Origin of the sequence: Streptococcus parasanguinis, from assembly GCF_901875555.1 — a bacterium.
GTDB classification, from domain to species: Bacteria; Bacillota; Bacilli; order Lactobacillales; family Streptococcaceae; genus Streptococcus; species Streptococcus parasanguinis_H.
In genome coordinates, this window is sequence record NZ_CABFMD010000011.1 from 1 (window position 1) to 17,209 (window position 17,209).

General features: G+C 41.1%; 20 protein-coding genes. 15 read left to right on the forward strand and 5 right to left on the reverse strand.

The window, feature by feature from the left end:
- Window positions 1-164: 164 nt before the first annotated feature.
- From JX304_RS02700 to JX304_RS02710, 3 genes are all read left to right on the forward strand, one after another.
- Entirely contained in the window at window positions 165-2,705 is a 2,541-nt protein-coding gene (locus JX304_RS02700) for a TIR domain-containing protein (RefSeq protein WP_205011153.1), read from the forward strand.
- 4 nt (window positions 2,706-2,709) lie between these two features.
- A complete protein-coding gene (locus JX304_RS02705) occupies window positions 2,710-3,930 on the forward strand; it encodes a DNA cytosine methyltransferase (RefSeq protein ID WP_205011154.1) in 1,221 nt (406 codons plus the stop codon).
- Window positions 3,931-4,007: 77 nt separating this feature from the next.
- Complete coding sequence (locus JX304_RS02710; RefSeq protein ID WP_205011155.1) at window positions 4,008-5,582, forward strand: hypothetical protein; 1,575 nt, start codon at window positions 4,008-4,010, stop codon at window positions 5,580-5,582.
- 69 nt (window positions 5,583-5,651) lie between these two features.
- On the opposite strand, the gene JX304_RS02715 is transcribed toward JX304_RS02710, so the two are convergent.
- Window positions 5,652-6,266, reverse strand: a complete 615-nt coding sequence (locus tag JX304_RS02715) for a TVP38/TMEM64 family protein (RefSeq protein WP_205011156.1) — start codon at window positions 6,264-6,266, stop codon at window positions 5,652-5,654.
- A 182-nt stretch (window positions 6,267-6,448) separates the two neighbouring features.
- Between JX304_RS02715 and JX304_RS02720 the strand changes: the two genes are divergently transcribed.
- The 12 genes from JX304_RS02720 (at window position 6,449) to JX304_RS02775 (ending at window position 14,398) form a co-directional block, all read left to right on the forward strand.
- The gene (locus tag JX304_RS02720) at window positions 6,449-6,976 is read left to right on the forward strand and encodes a YqeG family HAD IIIA-type phosphatase (protein WP_045759146.1); all 528 of its coding nucleotides are present in this window, start codon (window positions 6,449-6,451) and stop codon (window positions 6,974-6,976) included.
- Between the two features lie 2 nt (window positions 6,977-6,978).
- Window positions 6,979-8,085 carry a ribosome biogenesis GTPase YqeH gene (gene yqeH / locus JX304_RS02725; protein ID WP_205011157.1) on the forward strand — a complete coding sequence of 369 codons (1,107 nt, stop codon included), beginning with the start codon at window positions 6,979-6,981 and terminating at the stop codon, window positions 8,083-8,085.
- A gap of 224 nt (window positions 8,086-8,309) precedes the next feature.
- A complete protein-coding gene (gene yhbY, locus JX304_RS02730; protein ID WP_205011158.1) occupies window positions 8,310-8,621 on the forward strand; it encodes a ribosome assembly RNA-binding protein YhbY in 312 nt (103 codons plus the stop codon).
- A 21-nt stretch (window positions 8,622-8,642) separates the two neighbouring features.
- A complete protein-coding gene (locus JX304_RS02735; protein WP_200772166.1) occupies window positions 8,643-9,275 on the forward strand; it encodes a nicotinate-nucleotide adenylyltransferase in 633 nt (210 codons plus the stop codon).
- Window positions 9,272-9,868 (forward strand): bis(5'-nucleosyl)-tetraphosphatase (symmetrical) YqeK, encoded by a 597-nt coding sequence (yqeK, locus tag JX304_RS02740; RefSeq protein ID WP_205011159.1) that lies wholly within the window; start codon window positions 9,272-9,274, stop codon window positions 9,866-9,868. The genes JX304_RS02735 and yqeK overlap by 4 nt, the downstream gene beginning before the upstream one ends.
- A complete protein-coding gene (locus JX304_RS02745) occupies window positions 9,869-10,369 on the forward strand; it encodes a cysteine hydrolase family protein (RefSeq protein WP_205011160.1) in 501 nt (166 codons plus the stop codon). It begins immediately after the preceding gene.
- Window positions 10,370-10,383: 14 nt separating this feature from the next.
- The gene (rsfS, locus tag JX304_RS02750) at window positions 10,384-10,737 is read left to right on the forward strand and encodes a ribosome silencing factor (RefSeq protein ID WP_049472980.1); all 354 of its coding nucleotides are present in this window, start codon (window positions 10,384-10,386) and stop codon (window positions 10,735-10,737) included.
- A 196-nt stretch (window positions 10,738-10,933) separates the two neighbouring features.
- Entirely contained in the window at window positions 10,934-11,674 is a 741-nt protein-coding gene (locus JX304_RS02755; RefSeq protein WP_345770906.1) for a class I SAM-dependent DNA methyltransferase, read from the forward strand.
- Between the two features lie 6 nt (window positions 11,675-11,680).
- The gene (locus tag JX304_RS02760) at window positions 11,681-12,775 is read left to right on the forward strand and encodes a nucleotidyltransferase (RefSeq protein ID WP_205011162.1); all 1,095 of its coding nucleotides are present in this window, start codon (window positions 11,681-11,683) and stop codon (window positions 12,773-12,775) included.
- A gap of 218 nt (window positions 12,776-12,993) precedes the next feature.
- The gene (locus JX304_RS02765) at window positions 12,994-13,248 is read left to right on the forward strand and encodes a type II toxin-antitoxin system Phd/YefM family antitoxin (protein WP_205011427.1); all 255 of its coding nucleotides are present in this window, start codon (window positions 12,994-12,996) and stop codon (window positions 13,246-13,248) included.
- Window positions 13,249-13,251: 3 nt separating this feature from the next.
- Window positions 13,252-13,506, forward strand: coding sequence for a Txe/YoeB family addiction module toxin (locus tag JX304_RS02770; protein WP_205011163.1), 255 nt, complete (start codon window positions 13,252-13,254; stop codon window positions 13,504-13,506).
- Between the two features lie 175 nt (window positions 13,507-13,681).
- The gene (locus JX304_RS02775) at window positions 13,682-14,398 is read left to right on the forward strand and encodes a YebC/PmpR family DNA-binding transcriptional regulator (protein ID WP_187540796.1); all 717 of its coding nucleotides are present in this window, start codon (window positions 13,682-13,684) and stop codon (window positions 14,396-14,398) included.
- Between the two features lie 52 nt (window positions 14,399-14,450).
- On the opposite strand, the gene JX304_RS02780 is transcribed toward JX304_RS02775, so the two are convergent.
- From JX304_RS02780 to JX304_RS02795, 4 genes are read right to left on the reverse strand one after another with little or no spacing between them, the layout of a single operon-like run.
- Complete coding sequence (locus tag JX304_RS02780) at window positions 14,451-14,753, reverse strand: DUF5960 family protein (RefSeq protein WP_200772171.1); 303 nt, start codon at window positions 14,751-14,753, stop codon at window positions 14,451-14,453.
- A complete protein-coding gene (locus tag JX304_RS02785) occupies window positions 14,734-15,105 on the reverse strand; it encodes a hypothetical protein (protein WP_205011164.1) in 372 nt (123 codons plus the stop codon). The genes JX304_RS02780 and JX304_RS02785 overlap by 20 nt, the downstream gene beginning before the upstream one ends.
- Window positions 15,102-16,514 (reverse strand): Y-family DNA polymerase, encoded by a 1,413-nt coding sequence (locus JX304_RS02790; RefSeq protein ID WP_205011165.1) that lies wholly within the window; start codon window positions 16,512-16,514, stop codon window positions 15,102-15,104. The genes JX304_RS02785 and JX304_RS02790 overlap by 4 nt, the downstream gene beginning before the upstream one ends.
- A gap of 2 nt (window positions 16,515-16,516) precedes the next feature.
- Window positions 16,517-17,194: an XRE family transcriptional regulator gene (locus JX304_RS02795; protein WP_205011166.1), complete on the reverse strand. Its 678-nt coding sequence runs from the start codon at window positions 17,192-17,194 to the stop codon at window positions 16,517-16,519.
- Between the last annotated feature and the right edge of the window lie 15 nt (window positions 17,195-17,209).

Genomic DNA, 17,209 nt, shown 5'->3' on the forward strand with positions numbered 1-17,209 from the left:
CCTTGCTTTCTCAATTCATATATTTGAACTTTATCTTCATAAGTTAATTTCATTATAAAACACCCCAAAAGTTAGATTTTTTCTGTCTAACTTTTGGGGTGCAGTTCAGAATGCCGTGTTTTTTTGGTATAATGAAAGTAGATTATAAATTATAGGTGGAAAAAATGGTTAAAATTTTTATTGCACATGCTTGGTCAAATGATGAAAATTACAATCAGAAACAATTAGATTTTATACGAAAATTGGAACTTGAATTACAAGACAATAATTTAGAAGTTATTTATGATGGGAATAATGTAGATAAAAAAGGTCTAAATTCATTTATGAGAGAAAACATTAAGAATTGTGACGTTATTTTAGCTATTTGTGATGAAATTTACTTACAAAAATCTGATAATGAAAATACTGGAGTTTACTATGAACTACAGGAAATAACCGAACACAATTTTTTAGATAAAGTAATACCTATAAAAATTGCACAATGTGGACTACCATATCCTTTTGGTTCTCTAGAATATGAATCTTTTCAAAATGAATTTGATAATATGGTAATTGATTCTACTGATGCTCTTAAGAAATTATTTGTTCGGTTATCAAAAAAACTTTCAATGCCTACTCTATGTCCAAATGATTCCTTAAAACCAGATGTAATGGCTAAGATGAACTCTCTGGATTTAATAGCGAATATTTTAAGCGCGGATTCAAAACTGTCAGATTTTTATACCTATCCTGAGTTCAGAATAGATGAAACTAATGGTTTGAAATATGAATCATCAAAAAAATTAATAAAAGAACAGTTCTATTTAAATAAAATTTATATTATTGGTGATAGACAAAGTGGAAAAACTTCATTTGCTAAAAAATTATTTGGTGATATCTATAACAATGACTTTCAACCAGTTCTCTTAGAAAAGAAGGATATTAACTCTCAAAATATTGATAAAGCTGTGAGGAATAAATATATCGATACTTATACTACCACTCACAAAAATGAAAAGAAGAATATAGTCTTAATTGTTGATGATTTTCATAAGATTCCTCAGAGATTTCAAGTAGCGATAAAAAATACTGAAGGCTACGCAGGAGTAGTTTTAATTGTTGATGATATATATGATATTACTTCAAGAGATTTTGCGTTCTCAAGATTTACAATAATGCCATTGAAACCAACGTTAAGGAATGAACTAATAGGTAAAATAATTGATTCTCAACCTGATTCTAAATCCCTAACTAAAAATGATAGATTGAAGAAAATTGATGAAAGTTCTAATTTAATCAATGTTAGTTTAGGTTTAGATAGAGGTTATAGAAATGGTATAATGCCAGCATTTCCTTTGTATATTTTAATCATTTTAGGAGCACATACAAATTCTAGTAGTAGACTCGACTCGCCGATGTCTTCATATGGACATTGTTATCAATTACTAATAGGCTTGGCATTCCAAAGTTGTGGAATTAACAACGATCGTATCGAATCGTATATGAATTTCCTTTCATATTTTTCTATGTATCTATTTAGAAATAAAACGTTCCAGGTTTCAACAAAAGAATTTGAACAATTCTTGAAAGAGTATCAAGCTGACTATACGATTTTTGATTTGGACCAATACATAAATCAATTGAGGGAGACCGGAATAATAAGAAAAAATAACTCATCAAATTATGGTTTTTGCTATGAATATCTATACTACTTCTTTTTGGGTAAATTTTTATCTGAGCATTTTGATGAGTATAAAGAAGAAATTAACTATATCATATCTAATTTGGATATGGAAGAAAATGGTCATATTAGTATTTTTCTTGCACACCATAGTAAAGATTATCGCTTAATTCAGATGTTGGATAGCAGATTGGAATGCACTTTTAGTAATTTTAAAGAAGCTAAATTAAATTCTGAAGAATTAGGAGATTTTGATAAACAAGTTAGAAAGTTGTCAGATAATATAGAGTTCAAAATAGGGAATCACAATGAAGAAAGAAGAAGTCAGTTAGAACGCCAGGATAAATTTGAGGCTAGTTCTTATCAGGAAATAGAGGAAGTACATAAGAATGCGAAAAAAGAAGAATCAAGACAAAACGAAGTAAGATGTGCAATTCAGACTGTAGAAGTTATCGGTGTAATATTAAAAAATAGATATGGCTCAATAAAAAATAAAGATTTTGATAAAATTTTAAAAAATACAGTTGATGCTAATTTGAGACTCCTTACTTCATTTATCAAAATTGTATCAGACCAGGAATTTATATCTTTACTAGAGGAGTTTATCTCAAATGAAATAACTTCTGAAAATGTTGATAGTGTAAAACTAAAAAAAGAAATACATGATATGCTTGTAAGCATGAATTTCGCAACCATATATGCAATTATTCTAAAAACCATTTCCTCAATTGGTTCTGAATATATTTCTCGCTATTTTTCAAAATTATCTAATAATAGTACTCCAAATCCGAGCTATATATTAATTAAGAGGGGATTAGAAATGCAATATGAAAAACAATTTGCAGAAGATGATATTTTAGAAGAATTAAGAGATACAGAAATGTCACACTTAGCTCGAACCATTTTAAATTTATTGGTCGTTAATCATATATCTACTCATTACTTCAATTATAAAGAGAAATCTCGGATAGAAAAAAAGTTTGGATTTCGTCCTAATACGATACTAAAACGAGAACAACAGATAAAATCGTTAGAAAGCAGGTAACTACATGACAAATTCTGTAAGTTCGAACCGACCTGAGAAGTACAACATTGCAGCTTTCTTCTCAGGTGTTGGGGGAATTGAGTTGGGATTTGAACAGACCAACGAGTTCAGAGTGGTGTATGCCAATGAGTTTGATAAGTATGCGCGTCAGACTTATCAGTTAAATCATCCAGATACCTATTTGGATGGTCGCGATATTCACGACGTTCGGCCGGAGGATATTCCGGCTGAGCGCGTGGATGTGATTATGGGAGGTTTCCCTTGCCAGGCCTTTAGTATTGCAGGTTACCGTAAGGGCTTTGATGATGATCGCGGCGATCTTTTCTTTGAGTTGCTTCGCATGATTGAGGGATGCAAACCTCATGCTATCTTCATCGAAAACGTCAAGAATATGGTCGGTCATGACCACGGAAATACCTTTAAGGTTATTCGTGAAGCTTTGACTGAGAACAACTACTTTATCAAGTGGAAGGTTCTCAACGGGAAAGACTACGGAAATATCCCACAAAACCGTGAGAGGATTTACATTGTTGGTTTTGATAACAAAGAAGCCTACGACTTGTTTGAATTCCCAGAGGAAATCAAACTGACAACGACCTTGAGTGATGTTATTGATTTTGGTTCAAAGCCAGATGAGGCTTACTATTATCGAGAAGGCAAGCAAAATTTCTACGCTGATCTAAAGGTTAATGTGACCAGTCAAGATACGGTCTACCAGTGGCGTCGTCAATACGTTCGTGAGAATAAAAACGGTGTTGTCCCAACCTTAACAGCCAATATGGGAACAGGTGGACACAATGTTCCATTGATCCTGACGGATAGTGGTGAGATTCGTAAGTTAACTCCCAAAGAAACCTTTAATGTTCAAGGATATCCTAAATCCTTTAAAATCCCAGAAGAAGTTTCCAATGGTCAGCTCTACAAACAAGCTGGAAATAGCGTAGTTGTTCCTGTGATTAAACGCATTGCAGAGCGAATCGCCTTTGCTCTTAATGAGAGTAATGGACTGTCACAGCTTGATCGCTCCGGAAAATTCGCGATTATCTATACCAAGATGAATGGCCAGTTTGAAGGCCAGTCTTATGTGACAGATTTTGTCTCCACTTATGAGGAGGCGGAGAAGAAGATTGCGTCCTATGAGGATGGTCTTGCCATTTTATCAGATGAAGATTATTTCAGATTGGTAAAAAAACGTGGCAATTTGGAGTTTTACAGTATTATTTAACGAATTATATAAGTAAGAGGACTAGTGAAAATCTAGTCTTCTTTTGATATACTTAAATAAGAAGTGAGGAATGAACGATGTGGGAACACTTAAAAAAAGAACAAAAAGAGAAATATAAGACTCTCATTACCAATTTTGCTAGTCTGAGTGAGGCCTTTTCTCAAAAAGCAGAGGGTGAAGATTCTGATGATCGAGAAAGCTATGTTGCTCCGATTGTCAATTCAAAATTCCAAGAGACTGTTTTCCAAAAAGCTTTTCATGCGGTTGGTGAGGATATTGCTAATACCTCCTATGATGCTTCGGTTGTCGTTGATGAGCAACATAAGTATTTGGTTGGGATTAAATCCTTTGGTTTGGATTCAGGGGATCAAAAGATTGCTCAGTTTAAGAAAGATTCGCAGTCTTGGAATGAGCTGTTGAGTGAAATCCGATTTCAGGCTGATATTTCACCGGACAAGGAAACCGCTGATAATGAAAATCGTGCTCGCTATGAAAAACTGGCTCGTGAGATTGCGACTTTGCGAAATCAACGGATTGAATCCTCAAAAGCTCTCATTAAGGGATTTCATTCTGATTCTAGTCACGTAGAAGCCGTCTATCATGTTTTGATGCCGACTTCGAAAGGACACAAGCCTCAGATCCATGTAGGAGAGACAACTTATCTGCCCGTTGACCTAGACCATCTCAAGATTCTAGGATCTACGACTAAGAACAATCCGACAAATTTCCGTTTTACAGATGGCCAGCATGACTACAAATACACGGCTGCAGATAGTCAGCTCCATATGACCTTTAGGAATAAGGAGATTGTAGTTGACACCTGGGATGTGAATTATGTCGAAGATCCCTTTTATCTTTTTGAACACCTTCATTTACTAACCTCGGAAAAAAGTGATTCGGAGATTCTTGAGTCGGTGTCGTGGGTGATCACAGATAAGCACGGAAATGTAGAAGAAAATTCTGGCTTTAACGCTTTTAATGGTGGTTCAAAGTTAGCCAAGAAAGATCGCTTGCCACGGATTTTAAAGATTCAAGATAAATTTAAAGATCGTCTGGCTCCAGAAGAACTTGCTTTTGTAACCTTCTCTTTGGAAGAAATCCTCTTGAAAAAATGGTCTAGCAAGGAAGAAAAAGCTCATATGAAGTTCATTCGTGAGGACTTGATTTGCTTTGTACACGAGACAGGGAACGAAAAACTCATTAAAGAAATTGAACAGCTAGTCTATCGTCCAGTCAGTGAAGTGTATATCCCTCTTCCAGACTCCAAACATTTCCACGAGGAGCGTCCAGACTTTTTTGGTAAAGGGATCGGCCGGTTTGAGCCAGGTACTAGTAAGCTTGCGCTTCCCAAAGAGGAACGGACCTTTAAGCTACGATTTTTATCATCAGGTGATGTGATTACTGCCTATATCAACCAAGAAGCTGGGAAGGCCATTCAATCAACTGATAAGCAAGAAATCCTTGGCAATTGGATTCTTCGTGGAGTCTTTCAGTTAAAAGATAGAGAGATCCTAACAGGTAAGAAATTGTCTCAGCTAGAAATCAATGGTATCCGTCTTTTCAAATTCAAAAACGGTGAAATTGGCATTGACTTCATCTGGATCGATATGGACAATCCTCCTGCAGACGCGATTGGTTGGGTTGCGAAATAGAGAGTAACAGACTATTCATAGAAATACAAAACCACCACCTCCTAATTGACTAGGGGGTGGTGTCATGCTTTAGACCATTTTCCAGAAATAATCGATGATATAGGTCAGGCCGTAGGTGTAGATGACCAGGGTGATGGGTTTGCAGAGGATGATGATGGTCATGTAGCGTTTGAAGGTCATATTGGTCAGACCTGCCAACATACAGATGAAGTCAGCGGGACTAATGGGCCAGATCATCATAAAGATAAAGAAGCGATCGAACCGCTTGCCCTCATTGAGCCAGCCAACGTACTTGTCGTAGGTCTTCTGACTGACCATTGATTGCACGAACTTGGGTCCGTACATCCTGGAAAGGTAAAAGATAATGGCACAGCCAATCACGATCCCAATGTAATTGTAGATGGTCCCGATAATATGGCCGTAGATGAAGACACCTGCTACAGAGGTGAGGGCGCCTGGAATAATAGGGACCACTGTCTGAAGGATCTGAAGAAAGATAAAGAGAGGGGGGCCAAAGATGCCTGCTTGGAGAATAAAAGCTGACAAAGTTTCCTTGGATTGAAGAATGCCAGCAAAGTAGGCCCAGATACAAAAGGCCAAGGTCCCAAGAGCTCCAATGATGGAGGACCAATTAATGATGCGCTGGAGAAGAGGAGACACTTCTTTTAAGGTTGTTTGTTTCATAAAAAATTCCGAGTTCTTTTTCTTCTACTATATCATGTTTTTGGAACTTTGTAAGGATTTTGTCTATTTTTTGAGCAGTGAAATTGACCTGATAGGAGTCTGTCGTTGTTTTAGTCGTGAAGCGAGTGCAAAATGGGTCTTTTTATGCTACAATGAAAGGAGTATAAAAAATGGAGAAAAACGTGTCAATCGAAAATTACAAACCAGATTTTGCGGTGGAAGCGGCCTATGATCTCACCGTTGCAGACTTGAAAAAACAGGGGATTAAGGCGGTCCTTGTGGATTTGGATAATACCTTGATTGCTTGGAACAATCCGGATGGTACCCCTGAGATGCGCCAGTGGTTGCATGACCTTCGTGATGGGGGGATCCGGGTTATCGTGGTGTCTAATAATAGTCCCAAACGGGTCAAACGCGCGGTTGAGAAATTTGATATTGACTATGAAGCGTGGTCGCTCAAGCCTTTTACTTTTGGGATTGATCGAGCTCTCAAACGTTTCCACTATGAGAAAAATGAAGTGGTCATGGTCGGGGATCAATTGATGACGGATATCCGGGCTGCCCATCGTGCAGGCATTCGCTCGATTTTGGTCAAGCCTTTGGTTGAGCATGACTCCATCAAGACCCAGATCAACCGGGCGCGTGAACGCCGTGTGATGAAGCAAATGGCCGAAAAATATGGTCCAATTGTATATAAAAAAGGAATTTAAGAATGGAAGAATTATTCTGTATTGGCTGTGGAGCGCCCATTCAGACAGAAAACAAAGAGGGGCTAGGCTATACCCCCCAATCAGCTCTTGAAAAGGGCTTGGAAACAGGCGAAGTCTATTGCCAACGCTGTTTCCGTCTCCGTCACTATAATGAAATCACAGATGTGCATCTGACGGATGATGATTTCCTGAAATTGCTACACGAGGTAGGAGATAGTGACGCTCTCGTGGTCAATGTAGTCGATATTTTTGACTTTAATGGATCCGTCATTCCTGGCTTGCCTCGTTTTGTCGCAGGAAATGATGTGCTTTTGGTCGGAAATAAAAAAGACATCTTGCCCAAGTCTGTCAAGGATAGCAAGGTGACCCACTGGTTGATGGAGCGGGCCCACGAAGAAGGGATGCGTCCTGTCGATGTGGTCCTCACCTCTGCCCAAAACAAGAGTGCGATCAAGGACTTGATGGAAAAGATTGAACAGTATCGCAAAGGCCGTGACGTCTATGTGGTGGGGGTGACCAATGTTGGGAAATCAACCCTCATCAATGCCATCATCCAAGAAATCACTGGGAATAAGGATATCATCACGACTTCTCGCTTCCCAGGGACGACACTGGATAAGATTGAAATCCCACTGGATGATGGATCCTACATCTACGATACACCAGGGATTATCCATCGCCACCAGATGGCTCACTACTTGACGGCTAAAAACCTCAAGTATGTCAGCCCTAAAAAGGAAATCAAGCCCAAGACCTACCAACTCAATCCAGAGCAAACCCTCTTCTTGGGTGGCTTGGGACGCTTTGACTTTATCAAGGGAGAAAAGCAAGGTTTCACCGCCTTCTTTGATAACGAACTCAAGCTTCATCGGACCAAACTCGAAGGAGCGACCGCCTTTTATGATAAGCATGTCGGTGGCTTACTAACACCTCCTAACAGCAAGGAAAAAGAAGATTTTCCGTCTTTGGTTGAGCATGTATTCACGATTAAGGACAAGACAGATCTCGTCATCTCCGGACTCGGCTGGATCCGCGTCAATGGGGGAGCAAAAGTAGCTGTGTGGGCACCAGAAGGCGTCGCCGTCGTCACTCGCAAAGCTATTATTTAAAAATATGAAATAGAATGAATTGAAGAGCGAACGAAGTGAGCTCAAATAGGGATCGTTATTGCCGTGGTGTAGTTGCCAATCGATCGATTGGCAAGGGCAAAATGGAGACCAAGGCTCCATTTTGAGGTAAGGAAATCCATTTTTCAAAGATGAGATCTTTGAAAAATTAGTTCCGGCCGTCCCCACCACTTAAAATAACGATCAAAAAATAAGGAAGTAAAAACATGACATTAACATCCAAACAACGGGCTTTCCTCAATAGCCAAGCCCATAGCCTCAAACCCATTATCCAAATTGGGAAAAATGGGCTTAATGACCAAATCAAAACCAGTGTTCGTCAAGCGCTTGATGCTCGCGAACTGATCAAGGTCACCCTTCTTCAAAATACGGATGAGAATATCCATGAAGTAGCAGAAATCTTGGAAGAAGAAATCGGTGTGGAAACGGTCCAAAAGATTGGTCGGATTCTCATCTTGTATAAACAATCAAGCAAAAAAGAAAATCGGAAGATTTCAGCGAAGGTAAAAGAAATTTAAGACATCGAGGAGAGCAAACCTATGGCAATTGAACTATTGACTCCCTTTACCAAGGTAGAGTTAGAGCCAGAGATCAAAAACAAGAAACGCAAACAAGTTGGTATTTTGGGTGGGAATTTCAATCCGGTCCACAATGCCCATTTGGTCGTTGCGGATCAAGTGCGCCAACAATTAGGGTTAGATAAGGTGCTCTTGATGCCTGAGTATTTACCACCGCATGTCGATGCCAAGGGGACGATTGCAGAGCACCATCGCCTTAAGATGCTGGAATTAGCCATTGAAGGCATTGAAGGTCTGGAAATCGAGACGATCGAGCTAGAACGCAAAGGAATTTCCTATACCTACGACACCATGCTCTTGCTCAATGAACGCGATCCAGACACAGATTATTACTTTATTATTGGTGCAGATATGGTGGATTATTTACCCAAATGGCACCGCATCGATGAATTGGTGGAGATTGTGCAATTTGTCGGGGTACAGCGACCACGCTATAAGGCGGGGACTTCTTATCCGGTGATCTGGGTGGACGTTCCTCTAATGGACATCTCCTCTAGTATGGTGCGTGATTTTGTAGCCAAAGGCCGGACGCCGAATTTTATGTTGCCAAAACCAGTCTTGGACTACATCAAGAAAGAAGGATTGTATCAATGACCTATGAAAATTACCTCGGCTTTTCTCGTGAGGTCTTGCTTGAAAAAATGCACCAAATTCTGCCAGAAAAGCGGCTAACTCACTGTTTAGGGGTCGAGAAGGCTGCGCGTGACTTGGCCAAACGCTATGGGGCTGATGAAGAGCAGGCTGGCCTAGCAGGTCTCTTACATGACTATGCCAAGAAATTATCGGATCAGGAATTTCTAGACTTGATCGATCGTTATGAGTTGGATCCAGCATTAAAAAACTGGGGCAACAATGTCTGGCATGGGATGGTCGGGATTTACAAGATCCAAGAAGATCTCGGATTGACAGATCCAGCCATTCTTCGCAGTATTGAGATTCACACAGTGGGGAGTGGACAGATGTCAACCTTGGACAAGATTGTCTATGTGGCAGATTATATTGAACACAATCGGGATTTCCCAGGGGTAGATCAAGCGCGTGAAATCGCTCAAGTCTCCTTGGATCGTGCCGTGGCCTATGAGACGGCTCGTACAGTCGAACACCTGTCTCACCAAGGATTGCCGATTTATCCCCAAACCCTTGAAACCTACAATGCCTTTGTGAAGTATTTGAAAGAGGAGCAGTGAGTGAAAACAGCTTTAATCATTATTGATGTTCAAAATATCCTCGTGGAAACAGGTTTTGAGACAGAAAAACTCTTAGAGAAGATTGCTTATTTACAAGAACAGGCTAGAAAACAGCAGATTGAAATCATTTACATACAGCATATTGAAACGCCAGAGGCTTTAACTTCAGAAGATTGGCAGTTATCGCCCCTGTTGAAGAGACAGGCAGATGAGAAGGTGTTTCAGAAGCGATACAATAGCATGTTTAAAGAGACAGTATTAAAAGAATACTTGGATCAACAAGGGATTGAACAACTGGTTCTGTGTGGCATGCAGACAGAATATTGTGTCGATACATCCGTCAAAGTGGGATTTGAATACGGCTATCAGCTGGTCGTTCCAGAAGGAGCTGTCACAACCTTTGATGGAGAGGATATCCCAGCAGAAACGCTTAATGAATTTTATGAAAATATTTGGGCAGGACGTTTTGCGGATGTCTTAGATTACAAATCAATTTTTTAAGGAAAGAGGATTAAATGAAAGAAAAAGAACTACTTGAACTTGTTGTTAAAGCTGCTGATGAAAAGCGTGCAGAAGATATTGTGGCTTTGGATGTTCAAAGCTTGACCAGCGTGACAGATTACTTTGTCATCGCAAGCTCTATGAATAGCCGCCAATTGGAGGCGATCGCTGAAAACATTCGCGAGAAGGTCATCGAAGCTGGTGGCAATGCCAGCCACGTCGAAGGTGACTCAGCAGGAGGTTGGGTCCTTCTTGACTTAGGTGGTGTGGTGGTCCATGTCTTCTCAGAAGAAATGCGTGCCCACTATAACCTAGAAAAGCTATGGCACGAAGCAAGTGCTGTCGATCTTTCAGCAGCCTTAGCATAAGTAGGTAAACTCAGTTGGTAGCAACTGAGTTTTGTTGGTTAAATTGAAATTCTATGGAAAGAAAGGATAGGGCCTCGTGTTAAGTTAAGTTGGTAACGGAACACGAGCTAAAAGCTGTGAGAAAAAGAGTAACTTCCTTTGTATCTAGGAAGTTTCCTATTTTTTCTTTGCTTTTAACGCTCTTTGTATCATGAATATGGCGACTTATGAAACGTTTGCGGCGGTCTATGATGCGGTCATGGATGACAGTCTGTATGATTTGTGGACGGATTTTTCCCTCCGTCATCTCCCAAAGAAAAAAGATAAGAAAAAATTACTGGAATTGGCATGTGGGACAGGGATTCAGTCTGTCCGCTTTTCCCAAGCTGGCTTTGACGTAACAGGATTAGACTTGAGTGCTGATATGCTGAAAATTGCTGAAAAAAGAGCGGCTTCAGCCAAGCAAAAGATTGATTTTATCGAGGGCAATATGCTGGACTTGTCGCAAGCGGGTACCTACAATTTTGTGACCTGCTACTCTGATTCCATCTGCTATATGCAGGACGAGGTGGAAGTGGGAGATGTCTTCAAAGAAGTCTATAACGCTCTGAATGAAGATGGTATCTTTATTTTTGATGTCCATTCGACCTACCAGACGGATGGGGTTTTCCCAGGCTATTCTTACCATGAAAATGCAGAAGACTTTGCTATGCTCTGGGATACCTATGAGGATGCAGCCCCTCACTCGATCGTCCATGAGCTGACCTTCTTTGTCCAAGAAGAGGATGGCAGCTTTAGTCGGCACGATGAAGTCCATGAGGAGCGCACCTATGAAGTTTTAACCTATGACATTTTGCTGGAGCAGGCTGGTTTTAAATCTTTCAAATTGTACGCGGACTTTGAAGATAAAGAGCCAACAAAGACCAGCAAACGATGGTTTTTTGTAGCACAGAAGTAGGCCAGCATGACAGTTACAGGAATTATTGCAGAATTTAATCCTTTTCACAATGGGCACAAGTACCTATTGGAACAAGCAGAGGGCTTGAAGATTGTTGCCATGTCCGGCAATTTTGTCCAACGTGGCGAGCCTGCCATTGTAGACAAGTGGACACGGACCCAGATGGCTTTGGAAAATGGAGCAGACCTGGTGGTCGAACTCCCCTTTCTCGTGGCTGTTCAGTCGGCGGATCATTTTGCCAAGGGAGCGGTGGAGACCTTGGCTCGTCTGGGAATTGATCAATTGACCTTTGGGACAGAAGAGATCTTAGATTACCAAGCGATTGCGACTGTTTATTCGGATAAAGAAGCGGAAATGGCAGCTTTCCTGCGAAGTCTTCCTGACGATTTATCCTATCCACAAAAGACCCAAAAAATGTGGGAAACCTTTGCTGGAGTGGAGTTCACAGGGGATACTCCCAATCATATTCTAGGGCTGGCTTATGCCAAGGCTTGTGCTGGGAAGGGGATTGCGCTCAAGCCTATTCAACGTCAAGGTGCGGGCTACTATTCAGAAGAAAAAGAAGTGGCTTATGCTTCTGCGACTAGTCTACGGCTACACAAGGAAGATCAGGACTTTGTCGCTAAATTCATGCCCAATAGTCAACTCTTTCAGTCAGCTCCGCAGGTGTCTTGGGAAGATTATGACCAACTGCTTCGTTATCAAATCCTAACCCATCCGGATCTGACACAGATTTTTCAAGTCAATGAAGAGCTGGCTAATCGGCTAAAAGATGCAGTTCGAAGTGTTGGCTCTGTGGAAGACTTGGTGGAGAAAGTCGCAACCAAGCGCTATACCAAGGCGCGTGTGCGCCGCATTTTAACTTATATTTTAGTAAGTGCGAGAGAAGAAATCTTGCCGACCGCTATCCATGTCTTGGGTTTCACTGAAAAAGGACAGTCCCACCTCAAGTCACTAAAAGGTCAAGTGGACTTGGTAACGCGGATTGGTAAGGAACCTTGGGATGTTTTGAGCCAGCAAGCGGATCAGGTGTATCAGCTAGGCCATCCCCAATTGCCAGAGCAGATCTGGGGTCAGGTGCCCGTGAGAGTGGAAGAATAAATGGTCTTACGTAAAATTTTCTCTGCCTACATTCACGTAAGGCAAGAACGTTATGATGTACGGAAACAGTGTTTATCTACTGTCTAAAAAATCTTTTTAGACAGTAGATTTTTTTTTTTACGAATAATTAGGTGGAGAGGGATAAACTTGTACAAGTTCCTGACAAGTTTATCTTTTTCATGTATAATAAAAGAAAAGAGGTAGAATGAGGTATGGTAATGGAAGCAGTCGTTTATTCAACATTCCGCAATCATTTGAAGGATTATATGAAGAAGGTGAACGATGAGTTTGAGCCTTTGACGGTCGTGAATAAGAATCCAGATGAAGATATTGTGGTCATCTCTAAGAGCGAGTGGGATAGCATTCAAGAAACCCTGCGAGTAGCCCAGAACAAGGAATTGTCGGATAAGGTCTTGCGGGGCATGGCAGAAGTCCGAGTTGGCCAGGTTCAACTCCATGAGATTGAAGGGTAACGGATGTTACTCAAGTTTACAGAAGATGCTTGGAAGGATTATTGTTACTGGCAAAGTCTGGACAAAAAAACACTGAAGCGAATCAATAGCCTGATTAAGGAGATTCAAAGGGATCCATTTGCAGGGATTGGCAAACCTGAGCCCTTGAAATATGACTTCCAAGGAGCATGGTCAAGACGGATTGATGCAGAGAATCGCCTGATTTATATGCTAGATGAGTCAGGTATCGCTTTTCTCTCTTTTAAAGATCATTATTAAGTCTTTAAAAGAGGAGATTTTTGATGGTTAGAATAGCTATTTTAAAGTATCCCACTCATAGAAAATTCCCATAAATTCTCCCCATTAATAATAGAAAAATCTAGTCCAAGTCTTATGATTTGTGATATAATATAAAAGATTGAAAATAATTTGAAAAAATTTAAGGAGAATCCTCATGGGACGTAAATGGGCCAATATTGTTGCCAAAAAAACTGCCAAAGATGGTGCCAACTCAAAAGTATATGCTAAATTTGGTGTTGAGATCTATGTAGCTGCTAAAAAGGGTGAACCAGATCCAGAATCAAATACTGCTTTGAAATTTGTTATCGACCGTGCGAAACAAGCGCAAGTACCAAAACACGTGATTGACAAAGCGATCGATAAGGCAAAAGGGAACACCGATGAAACCTTTACAGAAGGGCGTTACGAAGGCTTCGGACCAAATGGTTCAATGTTGATCGTTGATACCTTGACGTCAAACGTCAACCGTACAGCTGCTAACGTAAGATCTGCTTTTGGTAAAAACGGCGGAAACATGGGCGCTTCAGGGTCTGTATCTTACCTATTTGATAACAAAGGTGTTATCGTCTTTGCTGGTGATGATGCCGACGCCATCTTTGAGCAGTTGCTAGAAGCTGATGTCGACGTGGATGATGTTGAAGCTGAAGAAGGAACCATCACAGTCTACACTGCTCCAACTGATCTTCACAAAGCCATCGTTGCTTTGCGTGAATCAGGTGTGGAAGAATTCCAAGTTACTGAACTGGCGATGATTCCTCAATCAGAAGTTGAGTTGTCAGGTGAAGATTTGGAAACTTTTGAAAAACTTTACAGCGTTCTTGAAGATGATGAGGACGTTCAAAAAATCTACACAAACGTGGATGGATTCTAATCACTCGTACGGACTGTAGTGAATAGAAAAAATTAAGAAAAAGGATAGCTTCTCAGATCAAGCTATCCTTTTTTTGTAAGAAATGTCCTGTATAAGTGTAAATACGGGTCAGGGGTGATTGGGAAAGAGTGGAAACCTTAAAGTAGAAATAATGGTCTCGATGATCTCGACTTTTAGTATGGTGAAGACGAAAATAGTTTCGCTGGCCTGCGGCCATAGAGTGGAGGATATCGTCTTCTAAAAAGACGAGTGGTGTAGAAGTAGCGGCCCACTTGTAAAAGTCCATCTCAAATTGGTGGTAATTCTCCGAAAAATAATCAAATTGTAATTCGTGTTTAGTCTGAATAGGTTTCATAGGCTGTTTCCTCAGCTTCAATAAAAATGATAGAGGTCAGAAAGAGTCGGTGGTAGTGGTCCTCGCTTTTGAGAAGAAGCTCAGAAGCAGATAAGGTGTGAATCGAACCTGTGTAGGTTGAAAATTGATTGCTTTCTAGAGTCGTGATCGAGATCGTCGTTTGTTGTTGGAAGGCCTGCTCAAGGAGCTGGATCTGCTCAGAAAGAGGAAGAACGTTGAGTTGATTGCGGTTGATTTCTTTTGTCTGAAGGGCAGTTGTGTGCTCAGATAAAAAGAAGCCGGCCCATTTGGCCATGCCACGGTCTTGAAATTCGCGTGCGGATTGATAAGGGAGATAAGAACGGTCGATCATGTTAATCCATCTAAGCCTCCTGCGGAATGTCCGCCTGTTAGTTTACTGCGTGCAATGGCGCGTGAGTTTTCTAGTAGTGAGGAGCCTTTCTGAAGAGAGGTAAAGCCAAATTGGTCCCGAATGCGACCAATTGTCTGCTGGAGTTTTTCCTCTTTTTCCAGGGCTACTGGGTCATCAAAGAGAGAAAAAAGTTGGAGGGACTCCTCGACCAATTCTCCATAAAAAACGCCAATCTGCCGAATGGCTCCGCCTTCATACTTGGAGCGAAAGAGTCGTAGAACCGTATCGGATAAAACCTTGGTAGATTGGGTAGGTTCAATCTTTTGCTGGCAATGAATGGACGGAAGCCCCTCAATTTTGGAGTAGGAGGCATGAATGGAGACTAGCTGGGTCTTCTTTTTTTTCCGTCGCAAGCGGATAGCCACCTGTTCAGCCATCTCTCGAAACACCAGTTCAATATCGGCTTGTAGATGGTAGTCATAGGGCAAGATTTGAGAGTTGCCAATGCCTCGTGATTTCGGACGATAAGGCTTGTGGACATTGCTTTCATCAATGCCATGAGCATGGAACCAAAGTTGAAGCCCCATGACTCCGAATTCTTTCTTTAAGAGATCGGGATGAGCCTGGGCCAGTTCAGCAATCGACGTGATCCCGATCCTTTGCAATCGTTTTTCAGTGCGACGTCCAATGCCCCAAAAATCAGTAAGATGGGGCAGTTTCCAAACCTTGCTTTCTACATCTTCATAAGACCAATTGGCCCTCATATTTCGGCAATGCTTGGCTTCATTGTCCAGGGCTAGCTTGGCAAGAAGGGGATTGGCGTTGCTGAGGCCAATGGTAGAATAGATTCCAGTTTCCTGCCAGATTCTTTTTTGGATTCTGGCAGAAAGAAGGTCTAGTTTTTCCTTTCGCGAGAGGGAGGAATCTGGAATAAAATAATTTAAGGAAGAAGTCAGATCGATAAAGCCTTCGTCAATCGAGTAAGGGAAAATATCATCCGGTGCCGCAAACTCTTGAAAAACCTTCTGAATTTCCATATTGACCTGAATGTAGGTATTCATGCGTGGCGGCACAATCAGGGTCCTCTTGGCCCAGGATTCAATGTAAGCAATAAAGCCTGGATCCATCGGCAATCCTTGTTTTTTTGCGACGTAGCTATTGAATTTTCTGGTCTTGAGATCAAAAGGCAGGTCGTAGCTCCGGCTCACATTCTTCTTGCCAAAGACTTGTTTGAAAACGGGAGAGCTGGCCAAAATCAGACCAGCAGAATTGTCGCTCCGGCTCATGACGCAAAGAGAAGTCGTCAAGGGGTTGAGCCCCAGACGGACACATTCACAACTAGCATAAAAACTTTTCATATCCACAAAAGCAATATCAGAATGAGGCTCACGTGAATAATCAAACAGCATACTTACACCTCAAGCGGTAGGAAATGCCCGACCACAATGCCGACAATTTTTGGCTCGTCCTCATAAGGAGCGAATAAATCATCGTAGTCAGGGTTAATGGATTCTAAGCGCAAGCCTTCAGCCTCCCGATAGACTTTCTTGATGTAAGTTTTTCCATTCCACATGAGGGCATAGACCGCCCCATCGTAGTCAAAACCGGTCTGCTTCATGAGGGCAACAGAGCCGTTAGGATAGAGAGGTTCCATCGAATTTCCAGATACCCAAGAGGCAAAGTCGTGTTGGATTTCTTGGTCGAAATAGACGGTTTCATAGTCGGTCTCATTGTCATAAAAGGTATGTCCCAAACCAGCCGCCAACTCAATCGAAAGAACCTTATAAGCCGTCAAGGAAACCACTTTTTGCTGCTGTTCCAATAACTGGCTGGCTAACTGGTCGACTTTCTTTTGGTGAGGTGGGGTTAATAAAGGGTAGGTGTAGAGTGCGGAGTCTTTGTTAACAAAGTAATCCTCTTTAACGGAGAGGCGCTTGGCCAACCTCCTGAGATTTTTTTCGTGTGGCTCCGCTAAGCCATTCTCCCAACTAGAGTAAGTCTTGCGAGAAATCTTGAGATCCTCATAGACATCAGCTTGGGTCAAGCTTTTTTCTAGGCGTCTTTCTTTTAGTTTTTTTGCATCAAACATGTCAGTTCTCCTATG

Excerpts from the sequence above, each read along its gene's own strand:
- JX304_RS02700 (WP_205011153.1), top strand. The coding sequence starts at position 165 with ATGGTTAAAATTTTTATTGCACATGCTTGGTCAAATGATGAAAATTAC.
- JX304_RS02705 (WP_205011154.1), top strand. The coding sequence starts at position 2,710 with ATGACAAATTCTGTAAGTTCGAACCGACCTGAGAAGTACAACATTGCA.
- JX304_RS02710 (WP_205011155.1), top strand. The coding sequence starts at position 4,008 with ATGTGGGAACACTTAAAAAAAGAACAAAAAGAGAAATATAAGACTCTC.
- JX304_RS02715 (WP_205011156.1), bottom strand. The coding sequence starts at position 6,266 with ATGAAACAAACAACCTTAAAAGAAGTGTCTCCTCTTCTCCAGCGCATC.
- yqeH (WP_205011157.1), top strand. The coding sequence starts at position 6,979 with ATGGAAGAATTATTCTGTATTGGCTGTGGAGCGCCCATTCAGACAGAA.
- yhbY (WP_205011158.1), top strand. The coding sequence starts at position 8,310 with ATGACATTAACATCCAAACAACGGGCTTTCCTCAATAGCCAAGCCCAT.
- JX304_RS02735 (WP_200772166.1), top strand. The coding sequence starts at position 8,643 with ATGGCAATTGAACTATTGACTCCCTTTACCAAGGTAGAGTTAGAGCCA.
- yqeK (WP_205011159.1), top strand. The coding sequence starts at position 9,272 with ATGACCTATGAAAATTACCTCGGCTTTTCTCGTGAGGTCTTGCTTGAA.
- rsfS (WP_049472980.1), top strand. The coding sequence starts at position 10,384 with ATGAAAGAAAAAGAACTACTTGAACTTGTTGTTAAAGCTGCTGATGAA.
- JX304_RS02755 (WP_345770906.1), top strand. The coding sequence starts at position 10,934 with ATGGCGACTTATGAAACGTTTGCGGCGGTCTATGATGCGGTCATGGAT.
- JX304_RS02760 (WP_205011162.1), top strand. The coding sequence starts at position 11,681 with ATGACAGTTACAGGAATTATTGCAGAATTTAATCCTTTTCACAATGGG.
- JX304_RS02765 (WP_205011427.1), top strand. The coding sequence starts at position 12,994 with ATGGAAGCAGTCGTTTATTCAACATTCCGCAATCATTTGAAGGATTAT.
- JX304_RS02770 (WP_205011163.1), top strand. The coding sequence starts at position 13,252 with ATGTTACTCAAGTTTACAGAAGATGCTTGGAAGGATTATTGTTACTGG.
- JX304_RS02775 (WP_187540796.1), top strand. The coding sequence starts at position 13,682 with ATGGGACGTAAATGGGCCAATATTGTTGCCAAAAAAACTGCCAAAGAT.
- JX304_RS02780 (WP_200772171.1), bottom strand. The coding sequence starts at position 14,753 with ATGAAACCTATTCAGACTAAACACGAATTACAATTTGATTATTTTTCG.
- JX304_RS02785 (WP_205011164.1), bottom strand. The coding sequence starts at position 15,105 with ATGATCGACCGTTCTTATCTCCCTTATCAATCCGCACGCGAATTTCAA.
- JX304_RS02790 (WP_205011165.1), bottom strand. The coding sequence starts at position 16,514 with ATGCTGTTTGATTATTCACGTGAGCCTCATTCTGATATTGCTTTTGTG.
- JX304_RS02795 (WP_205011166.1), bottom strand. The coding sequence starts at position 17,194 with ATGTTTGATGCAAAAAAACTAAAAGAAAGACGCCTAGAAAAAAGCTTG.